11 protein-coding genes are annotated in these 12962 nt (G+C 60.0%); 3 read left to right on the top strand and 8 right to left on the bottom strand.

Annotated features, from left to right (window positions below):
• Window positions 1–2: 2 nt before the first annotated feature.
• The 7 genes from ssuD to argE form a co-directional block, all read right to left on the bottom strand.
• Window positions 3–1151 carry an FMNH2-dependent alkanesulfonate monooxygenase gene (gene ssuD / locus HX814_RS08805; protein WP_003213905.1) on the bottom strand — a complete coding sequence of 383 codons (1149 nt, stop codon included), beginning with the start codon at window positions 1149–1151 and terminating at the stop codon, window positions 3–5.
• A 25-nt stretch (window positions 1152–1176) separates the two neighbouring features.
• Window positions 1177–2145: a sulfonate ABC transporter substrate-binding protein gene (locus tag HX814_RS08800; protein WP_003213907.1), complete on the bottom strand. Its 969-nt coding sequence runs from the start codon at window positions 2143–2145 to the stop codon at window positions 1177–1179.
• 108 nt (window positions 2146–2253) lie between these two features.
• Window positions 2254–2847 (bottom strand): NADPH-dependent FMN reductase, encoded by a 594-nt coding sequence (gene ssuE, locus HX814_RS08795; protein WP_177009078.1) that lies wholly within the window; start codon window positions 2845–2847, stop codon window positions 2254–2256.
• Between the two features lie 317 nt (window positions 2848–3164).
• Window positions 3165–3803 (bottom strand): peroxiredoxin, encoded by a 639-nt coding sequence (locus HX814_RS08790; RefSeq protein ID WP_003213910.1) that lies wholly within the window; start codon window positions 3801–3803, stop codon window positions 3165–3167.
• A gap of 273 nt (window positions 3804–4076) precedes the next feature.
• Window positions 4077–5435: an OprD family porin gene (locus tag HX814_RS08785; RefSeq protein WP_003213912.1), complete on the bottom strand. Its 1359-nt coding sequence runs from the start codon at window positions 5433–5435 to the stop codon at window positions 4077–4079.
• 593 nt (window positions 5436–6028) lie between these two features.
• The gene (gene argA / locus HX814_RS08780) at window positions 6029–7327 is read right to left on the bottom strand and encodes an amino-acid N-acetyltransferase (protein ID WP_010167865.1); all 1299 of its coding nucleotides are present in this window, start codon (window positions 7325–7327) and stop codon (window positions 6029–6031) included.
• 136 nt (window positions 7328–7463) lie between these two features.
• Window positions 7464–8612 carry an acetylornithine deacetylase gene (argE, locus tag HX814_RS08775; protein ID WP_003213916.1) on the bottom strand — a complete coding sequence of 383 codons (1149 nt, stop codon included), beginning with the start codon at window positions 8610–8612 and terminating at the stop codon, window positions 7464–7466.
• Window positions 8613–8770: 158 nt separating this feature from the next.
• Here argE and HX814_RS08770 point away from each other — a divergent pair, with 158 nt between their 5' ends.
• The gene (locus HX814_RS08770; protein ID WP_008438903.1) at window positions 8771–10138 is read left to right on the top strand and encodes an inorganic triphosphatase; all 1368 of its coding nucleotides are present in this window, start codon (window positions 8771–8773) and stop codon (window positions 10136–10138) included.
• Window positions 10139–10195: 57 nt separating this feature from the next.
• Here HX814_RS08770 and HX814_RS08765 read toward each other — a convergent pair whose 3' ends face one another.
• Window positions 10196–10666: an Lrp/AsnC family transcriptional regulator gene (locus HX814_RS08765; protein WP_003213920.1), complete on the bottom strand. Its 471-nt coding sequence runs from the start codon at window positions 10664–10666 to the stop codon at window positions 10196–10198.
• A 127-nt stretch (window positions 10667–10793) separates the two neighbouring features.
• Between HX814_RS08765 and HX814_RS08760 the strand changes: the two genes are divergently transcribed.
• Complete coding sequence (locus tag HX814_RS08760) at window positions 10794–11132, top strand: hypothetical protein (RefSeq protein WP_102604088.1); 339 nt, start codon at window positions 10794–10796, stop codon at window positions 11130–11132.
• 84 nt (window positions 11133–11216) lie between these two features.
• On the top strand, window positions 11217–12920 hold the full coding sequence (locus HX814_RS08755) for a GspE/PulE family protein (RefSeq protein ID WP_177009077.1): 1704 nt from the start codon (window positions 11217–11219) through the stop codon (window positions 12918–12920).
• Window positions 12921–12962 lie beyond the last annotated feature (42 nt).

Raw genomic sequence — 12962 nt, 5'->3', positions numbered from 1 at the left:
CCTCAGCTCTGGGACGCAGCTTTGGGAAGAATGTCGTTGGCGACCATTTCGCCGAACGGGCTGACGTACCCGGCGCCTTTCGGCAGCTCGGGACGCTCGATGTCCAGGTGCGGGAATAGCAGCTCAGCCACGCGATACGACTCTTCCAGATGTGGGTACCCGGAGAAGATAAAGGTGTCGATACCGAGGTCCGCGTATTCCTTCACCCGCGCGGCCACGGTCGGGCCATCGCCCACGAGTGCCGTGCCGGCGCCACCGCGTACCAGGCCTACGCCCGCCCACAGGTTGGGGCTGACTTCCAGGTTGTCGCGACTGCCGCCGTGCAAGGCGGCCATGCGTTGCTGGCCTACGGAATCAAAGCGCGACAACGACGCCTGGGCGCGGGCGATGGTTTCATCGTCCACATGGGAGATCAGTTTGTCGGCGGCCTGCCAGGCTTCGGCGTTGGTTTCACGCACGATCACATGCAGGCGAATGCCGAAGCGCAGGGTACGCCCGAGCTTGGCGGCCTTGGCGCGAACCTGTGCAATCTTTTCCGCCACCGCGGCCGGTGGCTCGCCCCAGGTCAGGACCATTTCCACTTGTTCGGCTGCCAGGTCCTGGGCCGCTTCGGAGGAGCCACCGAAATACAGCGGCGGGCGCGGTTGCTGGATCGGCGGATAGAGCAACTTGGCGCCTTTGACGCTGATGTGCTGGCCGTCGTAATCGACGGTCTCGCCTTCCAGTACGCGGCGCCAGATGCGGGTGAACTCCACCGACGCCTGGTAACGCTCTTCATGGCTCAGGAACAAACCGTCGCCGGCCAATTCATCCGGGTCTCCACCGGTCACCAGGTTGAACAACGCGCGGCCGCCGGACAGACGATCCAGGGTCGCGGCCTGACGCGCAGCCACCGTCGGGGAAATGATCCCGGGGCGCAGCGCGACAAGGAATTTCAAGCGTTGGGTCACCGGGATCAGCGACGCCGCCACCAGCCACGAATCCTCGCAGGAGCGGCCGGTGGGGATCAGTACCCCGCCGAAGCCAAGGCGGTCGGCCGCCTGGGCCACTTGCTGCAGATAACCGTGGTCTACGGCGCGAGCGCCTTCGGCGGTGCCAAGGTAATGGCCGTCGCCGTGGGTAGGCAGAAACCAGAAAATATTGAGGCTCATGGAGTTGTCTCCTGAAGAAGTCGGATTACGGCGCTTTGGCAACGGCGGCAGGTGGTGTCCAGATCACGTCCTTGATGCTCAAGGGTTTGGGGATCAATTTGAGTTGGTAGAAGCTGTCGGCGATTTTCTGCTGCGCCGCGATCACTTCAGGCGTCAGGAACTGCGCACCGTAGCCCTGGCGTTTTACCGAGGTCAGGGTGATGTCGGCCGGCAGGCCCAGCAGCGGAGCAACTTGTTCGGTGACTTGTTCCGGGTTGGCCTTGGACCATTCGCCCACGGCGCGGACTTCTTCCACCAGCGTCTTGATCACTTCAGGGTGTTTTTCGGCGTACGGCTTGGTGGCCAGGTAGAACTGATGGTTGTCGGCAATGCCGGTGCCGTCACGCAGGGTGCGGGCTTGCAGTTGCTTCTCGGCGGCTGCCTGGTACGGGTCCCAGATCACCCAGGCATCGACGCTGCCGCGCTCGAACGCGGCGCGGGCATCGGCGGGCGGCAGGAACACGGTCTGCACGTCGGTGTATTTCAGGCCGGCATCTTCCAGGGCACGTACCAGCAGGTAATGCACGTTGGAGCCTTTATTGAGGACAACTTTCTTGCCCTTGAGGTCTTGCACCGATTTGATCGGCGAGTCTTTCGGCACCAGGATCGCTTCGCTGGTAGGCGCCGGCGGTTCATAGGCGACGTAGAGCAGATCGGCACCGGCAGCCTGGGCGAACACTGGCGGGGTTTCACCCGTCACGCCGAAGTCGATGGAGCCTACGTTCAATCCTTCCAGCAGCTGCGGGCCGCCGGGAAACTCAGTCCACTGCACTTGCACGCCCTGCTCGGCCAGGCGCTTTTCCAGCGAGCCCTTGGCCTTGAGCAGCACCAGGGTGCCGTATTTCTGATAGCCGATCCGCAAGGTTTCGGCGGCCTGGGCTTGAACGATGGCGCCGAAGGACACAGCCGCAGCAAACAGTGCGACCAGACCACGACGCAAGATGACAGTGCGCATGGCGCTCTCTCCAAATATACGATTAGGGGGTTGGCTGCACCTGCTTGGCCGTTGGCGGCTGAGTAAGGTGAGTAGTACTTGTCGAATTCAGGTAAAGCTGGGTAAGGCTTAAATGCTCCAGCGAGCACTCAACAAACGTTCATTCAACACATTGGGGTCAAGGGGTTTCGGGCGGCGGGCCATGGCGCTGTAGAACGTCTCCAAAGCCTCGCTCAAGCGTTGTTCCAGCACCGGCACCAGTTGCGCCTGGGCGCTGCCTTCGCCGTAGGCGATCTGGCTGTCTTCGGCGAAAATCCCGTGGAGCAATTCCTGGGCTTTCAATGCCGACAGCACCGGCTTCAGCGCGTAGTCCACCGCGAGCATGTGGGCGATGCTGCCGCCGGTGGCCATCGGCAACACTATTTTGTGGGCCAGGGCGCGTTCAGGCAGCAGGTCGAGGATGGTTTTCAGCGCGCCGGAAAACGAAGCCTTGTACACCGGCGTGGCGATCACCAGGCCATCGGCGTTCGCCACTTGCTGCAACAGGTCGATGATTTTCGGGCTATCGAACCGCGCGTGCAGCAAGTCTTCGGCCGGGAAGTCCCGTACCTGATAACTCACCACTTCCACGCCTTGTTGCTGCAACCAGTTGCGGGTGTGATCCAGCAAGACCCCGGACCGGGAACGTTGGCTGGGGCTACCACCAAGTGTTACGACCAGCATGTAGGAAATTCCTTTGGAAAGTGTCGGCGGTTCGCTATGTGGCGATGGCGCCAAGATGGGACAGACCATATCAGCCAATTTATATATCTATAAATCTTATTTTTTCATTTGTTTATTCTTTAAATGCATATGCTGCCGACTAAATCTCAGGCATAAAAAAAGGCCGTCGAAACGGCCTTAAAACCCCTGCTATGTGAGACTTGAAATGCGCGCAAGTGTGGGAGCGGGCTTGCTCGCGAAAGCGGTGTGTCATTCAAAGATGCATCAACTGACAGTGCGCATTCGCGAGCAAGCCCGCTCCCACATGTGGTTGTGTGTCAGCGATTCGGTTGAGGGGTGAGCCGCAGGTACGGCTTCACCGCCCGGTAACCCTTCGGAAAGCGTTTCTTGATCTCTTCCTCGTCCTTGAGCGACGGGACTATCACCACTTCGTCACCGTCCTGCCAGTTGGCCGGGGTCGCGACTTTGTGGTTGTCGGTCAGTTGCAGCGAGTCGATTACCCGCAGGATTTCGTGGAAGTTGCGACCGGTGCTGGCCGGGTAGGTGATGGTCAGGCGAATCTTTTTGTTCGGATCAATCACGAACAGCGAACGCACGGTAAGGGTGTCACTGGCATTCGGGTGGATCAGGTCGTACAGGTCGGAGACCTTGCGGTCAGCGTCGGCCAGGATCGGGAAGTTGACGATGGTGTTCTGGGTTTCGTTGATGTCTTCGATCCACTTGTGGTGGGAGTCCACCGGGTCCACCGACAGCGCAATGGCCTTGACGCCTCGCTTGGCGAATTCATCCTTGAGCTTGGCGGTGAAACCCAGCTCGGTGGTGCACACCGGGGTGAAGTCCGCCGGGTGGGAAAACAGCACGCCCCAGCTATCGCCCAGCCACTCGTGGAAGCGAATCTTGCCGGCGCTGGAATCCTGTTCAAAGTCGGGGGCGATGTCGCCCAGTCTGAGGCTCATGGTGTGGCTCCTGATGAGTGCTTATGGAGCCCACTGTGCCTGTGTCGCGGATTATTTAAAAAGAATAAATATCGATTTATCTAGACGATAAAGGAATATTAAAAATCTGTTCATTGGACTTGGCAACGGGCGTGGATCAACATCCGCTTCAAGGTTCGAGAAGGCCTTGAGACGCTGTACAAAGAGGGGTTCAGGACGGGCTTGCGGGGGTTGAGCCCGGCTTGAAAAGTAAAGCACCCTGCCCGGCATTGCGCCGGGCAAGGTTTTACGCTCTTACTTGAACGCGTAGGTGTAGCTGAGGATTACGCGGTTTTCGTCCTGGGAACGGGTGTTCGCCAGGTCGGTACGCCACATCGCGTTTTTCCAGGCAACGCCCAGGTTTTTCAGCGGACCTTCTGGAACAACGTAAGCCAGGGTCAGGTCGCGTTCCCACTCGTTACGCTCGCCGACGGTGGTGTCGATGTTGCTACCTTTGAGGTAAACCACACCGGCAGTCAGGCCAGGTACGCCGATCTTGGCGAAGTCATAGGCGTAGCGAGCTTGCCAGGTACGTTCGCCAGCACGGGCAAACTTCTGGATTTGCATGTCGGTGATGGTGCTGTTCGACGAGCCGTCACCTTGGTTCAGCCAAGGGAAGTCGCTGTCGCCCTTGGTGTACTGGTAGCCAGCACCGAAGGTGTGACCGGCAACCGAGTACAGCGCCAGGTAGCTGTACAGGTCGTTGTCGACCTTACCTTTGACCTTGGTGGCGTTGGTCGGATGATCCGAGTAGTAGCCGGAGGTGTAGTAACCGGCAGTATCACCGTTGGCACCGTTGTCACGGCTGCGGTAGTAGCGCAGGTCACTTTTCAGGACGCCAGGACCGATCGCCCAGTTGTGGACCAGGCCCAGGAAGTTCTGAGAGTAGAAATCCTTCAGCTCGCCGAAGTAGTACGAAGCGGTCAGGTCTTTGTTGATTTTGTAGTCAGCACCGGCGTAGTAGAACTTGTTGACGAAGTTACCAGCGTCGTAGTTCGAGCTGCCGTTGGCACCGGCCAGGGACAGACCTTCATTGTTGCTGGAGTTACGGCCTTTGGAGTGCTCGATCTGACCAGCAGTCAGGGTCAGGTCCTTGAACTCGTTCGAAGAGATCTCGCCGCCCTGGAAGGTTTGTGGCAACAGACGACCGTCGTTGGTCTTGATCACCGGGTTGTTCGGCTGCAAGGTACCGATCTTCAGCACGGTTTGGGAGATCTTGACCTTACCGGTCACGCCCAGGCTGGCGAAATCGTGAACGGCCTTGTTGCCATCACTTGGGAACACGGTGCCGCCGGAAGCAGTACCAGTGTAGTTACCGTGATCAGCGCGGCTGGAATCCAGACGCACGCCGTACAGGCCGATGGCGTCAAGACCGAAGCCCACAGTACCTTGGGTAAAACCCGAGATGAAACGCAGGTCGAAACCCTGACCCCATTCAGCGTTTTTGCTGCGGGTGTTCGAGGTAGCCGATGGCTTCAGATCGCGGTTGTCGGTGTTGATGTAAAAGTTACGTACGCCCAGCGTGATCTTGCTGTCATCGATAAAACCAGCGGCGCCTGCTTGTTGGGCGATTGCCCCCAAAGCTACGGCCAACGCCAATGTTGACTTCTTCATGTACCGCTCCTCTCATTTCTAATTTTTGTATTTCTTAGGTCTCGGGTCTGACGCCCTCGATCCACAGATGCGCGATTAGCACCGGATAGTGACTGACAAGTCAATCGTAACCTTGTGTGTCTACTACTTTCGTCTAACCGCAGTTAATTTGGTCCTTGCAGGGTAATGAGTTTTTCATACACCCAAAAAGAATTGTTTCGTCCTTTTTCATACCATTCAGGAATAACGCTTTCCATGGGACGGTCAAGCCGACAGGCGATGCCGCTCCATAAGCGTTTTCCGAAAGAGTATGTCTTTGCGCTTTTTTAGATCGTTTTGTGTTGACCAAACGGGGTCATACGTCACTCACGATCAAAAACGCGACGCCATCATGGCCAAACGCACATCATTCCGTCAATTTGTTACAGTTTTTGTATCGATGAAACTTTTCTGCCGTCCCAGCAATCCACCTCACCGTACCCGGTGATAATGTCACTTTGATGTCAGTTATATGTATAAATTGGCAAACCCTGTGTTCAGGGCCGATGCGTCCGCCGAGGAGCACGACTCGCCAAAGTGACAGGCGAGAGGATTGCCCCCTCGCCCCTTCAGGCTTACAACGCCTTTTCGAAAATCTTCGAATTACGCTGATAGTTGTATAACGACGCCCGCGCCGACGGCAGGCGATCCACCGTGCTCGGCACAAAACCACGCTCGCGGAACCAGTGGGCGGTACGGGTCGTCAGCACGAACAGTGTCTTCAAACCCTGGGCCCGGGCACGGGTCTCGATGCGCTCCAGCAGTTCGTCACCGCGACCGCCATGGCGGTATTCCGGGTTCACGGCCAGGCACGCCAGCTCCCCTGCGTCGGAGTCGGCGATCTGATACAGCGCCGCACAGGCGATGATCATGCCTTCACGTTCCACCACGCTGAACTGCTCGATTTCCCGCTCCAGCACTTCCCGGGAACGACGCACCAGAATCCCCTGCTCTTCCAGCGGGCTGATCAGGTCCAGCAACCCGCCGACGTCTTCAATCGCCGCTTCGCGCACCAGTTCGAACTGTTCCTGGGCCACCAGCGTACCGCCGCCGTCCCGGGTGAACAGCTCGGTCAGCAAAGCACCATCTTCGGCATAACTGACAATGTGGCTGCGGCCTACGCCGCCACGGCAAGCTTCAGCCGCCGCGTCCAGCAGCTCAGCCTGGTAGTTGCTGCCCAAGCGTTGCAGGTGCGCAGGCACCTGTTGCGGCCGCAACTCACGCACCAGGCGGCCGTGCTCGTCGATCAGACCGAGATCGGCACCGAACAGCAGCAACTTGTCCGCGCCCAGGTCGATGGCCGCGCGGGTGGCGACGTCTTCACAGGCGAGGTTGAAGATTTCGCCGGTAGGCGAGTAGCCCAGCGGCGACAGCAGCACGATGGAGCGCTCGTCCAGCAGGCGGTTGATGCCCTTGCGGTCGACCCGGCGCACTTCGCCGGTGTGGTGATAGTCGACGCCTTCAAGTACACCGATCGGGCGCGCCGTCACCAGGTTGCCGCTGGCCACCCGCAGGCGCGAGCCCTGCATCGGCGAAGAGGCCATGTCCATCGACAAGCGCGCTTCGATAGCAATGCGCAGATGGCCGACCGCATCGATCACGCACTCCAGGGTTGCGGCATCGGTGATGCGCAAGCCTTCGTGGTAAGCCGGGGTCAGGCCGCGGGCGGCGAGGCGGGTTTCAATTTGCGGGCGCGAACCGTGGACCAGCACCAGTCGCACGCCCAGGCTGTGGAGCAGCACCAGGTCGTGGACGATATTGCCGAAGTTCGGGTGCTCTACACCATCGCCCGGCAGCATGACGACAAAAGTGCAATCCCGGTGGGCATTGATGTAAGGCGAAGCGTGACGAAGCCAATTGACGTATTCGGGCATAAAAACCTGGGCCTGTAATAAAAAGCAGCCAAAAAAGGATGAATCGCAAAAACGCACAGCGGGCTGTTGGTTATCGTCGGAACAGGCTTGGCGACACGCTCGCTCTCCTTCTATGTACGGATGGGCAGGGGTTAATTTATGCAGGTGTCAGGCAGTAATGTTGAATCAGTTCACGCAATAGACGCACTGTAGGCGTCAAGCGTGACATTTCAAGGTACTCGCCTGGCTGGTGGGCGCAGGCGATATCGCCAGGGCCAAGCACCAGGGTCTCGCAACCAAGGCGCTGAAGATAAGGCGCTTCGGTGCCGAACGCCACTGCTTCGGCGCGATGACCGGTAAGTCGTTCAGCTACCCGCACCAACTCTGCATCCTCGGCCTGCTCGAACGGCGGCACTTCGGGGAACAGCGGCGCATAGTCGATCTTCACCTGATGGCGCTCGGCCAAGGGTTCAAGCTTCTGCCGGATGGCAGCGCGCAGCACCTGGGGATCCATGCCCGGCAGGGGCCGCAGGTCGAATTCCAGGGAGCATTGGCCGCAGATGCGGTTGGGGTTGTCGCCACCGTGGATGCAGCCGAAGTTCATGGTCGGCTGCGGCACGCTGAACTGCGGATTGCGGTATTCGCGCTGCCAGGCCAGGCGCAGGCCACGCAGTTCGCCAATGGCGTCGTGCATGGCTTCGAGGGCGCTGTGGCCCAGGCTTGGGTCCGACGAATGGCCGCTGCGCCCGAGGATATCGATGCGCTCCATCATTACGCCCTTGTGCAAGCGGATGGGTTTGAGGCCGGTGGGTTCACCGATCACCGCCGCACGGCCCAAGGGACGACCCGCCTCGGCCAGTGCACGAGCACCGGCCATGGAGCTTTCTTCATCGCAGGTAGCAAGAATCAGCAGCGGCTGCTTGAAAGGCTGGTCGAGCAACGGCTGGACGGCTTCGATCACCAGGGCGAAAAAGCCCTTCATGTCACAGCTGCCCAGTCCTACCCAGCGGCCGTCGACTTCCGTCAGCTTGAGCGGATCGGTCTGCCATAGGGCGCCGTCGTACGGCACGGTGTCACTGTGGCCCGCCAGCACCAGGCCGCCAGGGCCGGTGCCGAAACTGGCTAGCAGGTTGAATTTACCGGGGCTGACCTGCTGGATGTCGCAGGCAAAGCCCAGGTCTGCAAGCCAGGTGGCGAGCAAATCGATGACCGGGCGGTTGGATTGGTCGAGAGAGGCCTGGGTACAACTGACCGAAGGCGCGGCAATCAGCGCGGCGAATTGTTCTTTCATGGACGGTAAAGGCATGCGCTGTCTCTCAACTTCCCGGACGAACCCCATCATAGAGCTATCTGAGTGACACAATAAACCGTTGCGGCACGTTGCCGGGCTCAGTCCTGTACACTGCACGACCTTGGCAGCCACTCTTTTCCCCGGCTGCGCTCCCGATCCTGGATTTTCCGGCCATGCAGAAAGAAACCGAAATCAAGCTCCGTGTCAGCCGCGAAACCCTCGCCGCGCTGCGTGAGCACCCGTTACTGAAAAAACGCAACAAAAGTGGCTGGGAACGCCGTGAGTTGATGAACCAGTACTTCGACACCCCGGAACGCGACCTGGCCCAGGCCAAAGTGGCCCTGCGCCTGCGCAAAGACGGCGACGAAGTGATCCAGACCCTCAAGACCCGTGGCCAGAGCGTCGCCGGCTTGTCGGAACGCAATGAGTACAACTGGGACCTGGCCAAAGCCAAGCTCGACGTGAAGAAACTCGACGGCGAATGCTGGCCCGAGCAACTGGCCGAGCTGGACAAAAAGACCCTCAAGCCGATCTTCACCACCGATTTCGTCCGCGAACGCGCTGAAATCGCCTGGGGCCGCGGCAAGGCCAAGGTGGTGATCGAAGCCGCCCTGGACCTGGGCCACGTGGTTGCCGGCAAGCAGAAAGAAGAAATCTGCGAGCTGGAACTGGAACTGCGCGAAGGCGACCCGGCCGCCCTGCTGGAGCTGGCCGCTGAACTGGCCGCGACCCTGGCGCTGATGCCGTGCGATATCAGCAAGGCCGAGCGTGGCTATCGCCTGTTCGACGCCAACAGCTACTCCCTGAGCCTGCCGGCACCGCTGCTGCACGCCGAAATGCCGCTGGACGACGCATTTGCTGCCGTCATGTGGCATCTGTTGGGCAGCAGCCAGCGCCTGGCCGAACAATACCGCTTCAACGGCCACTGGCGCCTGCTGCAGGACTGGGTGGAAAACCTCGGCGAACTGCGGGCCCTGCTCGGCAGCCTCGGCCAGGCCGCACCGCGTCAGTCCACCAGCGAATTGCGCGCCGCACTGGACGCCTTGCTGGAAGACTGGCGTCCGCTGGTCCAGGCCGGTGACGACGATGAAGACATCCGCAAGGCCGCGCCGGAGCAGTTCGCCGAAGAACTGGAAGACGTGCGCTGGGGTTTGTTCTCCCTGACCACTTCCCGCTGGCTGCTGGCCCGCACCTGGGCCGCGGATCGCAACGTGCGTGGCAATCGCCAGGGCGCTGCACAGCTGGCCAACTGGCTGCCGCGCCTGCTGGCCGATGACGCCGTTGCCCTGCAACTGCCGCGCTACCAGCAACAGCCGGAAGACCTGGCCGAGCAACTGCCGCGTATCGAACGCATCCTGGCCTGGCTGCACCATGCACGCCAGGTGCTGGATATCGCCGAGCTGGACCGTTTGTATGGCGAGCTGAACAAGCTGGCGCACCTGGCCAACCAGCCGATCACCGATGAGTCGCTGGATGCGCGGATGCATCAGGCGATTGCGGTGTATCAGAATCGCGCCTGGAAAACCCTGCTGCGCCTGTAAAACCCTTATGGCGAGGGAGCTTGCTCCCTCGCCACTAAAGTCAGGCCATGGCAACTATCAGCGCAACACCGGCAAACTCGTGGTGGACTTGATCTCCGACAAGGCCACTATCGAGTTGACCTCCTGAATCCCCGGCACCATCGACAGCTTCTCAAAGAAAAACCGCTCATACGCCTCGATGTCCGACGTGACGATCCGCAGTAAAAAGTCCACCGCCCCCATCAGCACATAACATTCCAGCACTTGCGGAAAACCGCGAATCGCCTCGGTGAATTCAGTGAAGTTGGAACGGCCGTGGGCGTTGAGTTTCACCTCGGCAAAAATCTGCGTATTAAGGCCGATTTTCTTGCGATCCAGCAGGGTGACCTGGCCGCGAATCACACCCTCCTCTTTCAGCCGCTGAATCCGGCGCCAGCACGGCGACTGCGACAGGCCGACCTGTTCGGCGATCTGCGCGCTGGAGAGCGAAGCGTCTTCCTGCAACAGCGCGAGAATGCGCCGGTCGTACACGTCCAATTCAGCGTGCATAAAAATACCCATTAATCATGATTTAAAGAATTACATGATTCTCTTATAAGCCAATACAGGCTGTTTTAGATAAGAAATCTCCGGCGACGAATGCAAAAATTTCTCCAGTCGAATCCGGAGAATCATCATGCACGTCGTCGAAGCCTCCCATCCCGCCCAACGCGTTGACGCCTGGGCCGTCAGCAATGCCCACTGCCAGGCGCACTATCAAATCCTCGCCGAGGCTGAACCCGACGTGTTGTGCCGGGTGCTCAACTATTTTGCCCTGCAGTTCCTGGTGCCACGTCAGGTGAGCGTGCAGCGTGAAGACGACCTGCTGGCGATCGATATCGTGATGGATGGCCTGAGCTGGCACCGGGCCCAGGTGATCGGCGAAAAACTTCGTAACCTGATCAGTGTGTGCTCGCTGGAGCTGCGCCCGGCAGATGCTGCGCGGCCTCTGGCGGTTCAGGCGGCCGCTCAGTAAAAGCCTGCAATAAACCCCGGAGGCCGAAGCGCAAAGCGTGACTAGCCTGAGGACTACGCCTAATCGTTGCCCAGGAACGTCACCATGTCCGTTGCGCCAAATCCGCAGGATCGCTGGCTGGAAATCCATCAGTTGTTGCCTGCCCTGATCGACCAGGGCCTGGTGCCCGCCGACCTGGCTCTACCGGCGAACAGTGGGCTGCATCCCCTGGAATGCATTGCCAGCCAGGGGCCGTCTCTGGAAATGCTGACCGAATGGCTCGCCCGCCACTGCGGCCAGCCCTACCTGCGTATCGACCCGTTGAAAATCGACGTCGCGGCGGTGGTGCCGCTGATGTCCTATGCCTTTGCCCAGCGCCACAAGATCCTGGCCGTTGCGGTCGACGCCCACAGCGTTACCGTCGCCAGTGCCCAGCCTTACGTGTGCAGTTGGGAAGCCGGCCTGGCTCAGGTGTTGAAGCGCTCCATCAAGCGGGTGCTGGCCAATCCCCAGAAGATCCAGCGCTGCACCGTGGAGTTTTACCGACTGGCGAAATCGGTCAGCGGCGCCATTGATCAAAAAACCTCCGGCGCGCCGAATATCGAACAACTGCTCAATCTCGGCGCCAGCGACCAGGAGCCCGACGCCAACGACGCGCACATCGTCAACATCGTCGACTGGCTGTTGCAGTACGCCTTTGGCCAGCGGGCCAGTGATATCCATATCGAACCCGGACGCGATCAGGGGCGCGTGCGTTTTCGCATCGACGGGCTGCTGCATGACGTCTATCAATTCCCATCCCAGGTGACGATGGCGGTGGTCAGCCGCCTGAAAAGCCTGGGCCGGATGAACGTGGCGGAAAAACGCAAACCCCAGGACGGCCGGGTGAAGACCAAAAGCCCCACGGGCGGGGAAGTGGAGCTGCGCCTGTCGACCTTGCCCATAGCCTTCGGCGAAAAGCTGGTGATGCGAATTTTTGACCCGCAGGTGCTGCACAAGGATTTCCAGCAACTGGGACTTTCCAGCGACGATCTGCAACGCTGGCAATCCATGACCGGCCAGGCCAACGGCATCATCCTGGTCACCGGCCCTACCGGTTCCGGCAAGACCAGCACGCTGTACACCACGCTCAAGCAATTGGCCACTCGCGAGGTCAACCTGTGCACCGTCGAAGACCCGATCGAGATGGTGGAGCCGGCCTTCAACCAGATGCAGGTGCAGCACAACATCGACCTGACCTTCGCCAGCGGCATCCGCGCCCTGATGCGCCAGGACCCGGACATCATCATGATCGGCGAGATTCGCGACCTGGAAACCGCAGAAATGGCGATCCAGGCCGCCCTGACCGGGCATCTGGTGCTGTCGACGTTGCACACCAACGATGCGCCCGGCGCCATCAGCCGCTTGCTGGAACTGGGCATTCCCCATTACCTGATCAATGCCACGCTGCTGGGGGTGATGGCCCAGCGCCTGGTCAGGCTGTTGTGCCCGCACTGCAAGCGGCAAGCCGGGCAGGTCCATCAGGCAGTGGGTTGCGGCGAGTGCCGGGAAAGTGGCTATCGGGGTCGAGCCGGGGTCTACGAGATCATGCTGATGAACGATCGCCTCAAGGCCCTGGTCAGCCCGGGCACCGACCTCCAGGCCCTGCGTCTGGCGGCCCTTGACCAGGGAATGTGCAGCTTGCGGTCCGCCGGTATGCGCAAGGTAATGGCAGGACTGACAACACTTGAAGAGGTACTGCGAGTGACGCCTGGGGATTCAGAAACAAATCCTTTGATCGATGGCGCGGTAATCCGTCCTTATCCGTGACAACACCGTTACAATCGGAAAAACCTCGCTTCACCGTCACCA

The sequence above is a fragment of the Pseudomonas sp. C8002 genome, from assembly GCF_013385765.1.
GTDB lineage: Bacteria > Pseudomonadota > Gammaproteobacteria > Pseudomonadales > Pseudomonadaceae > Aquipseudomonas.
Note: the sequence above shows the minus strand (reverse complement) of the source record. Positions and strands in the feature narration are given on the sequence as shown.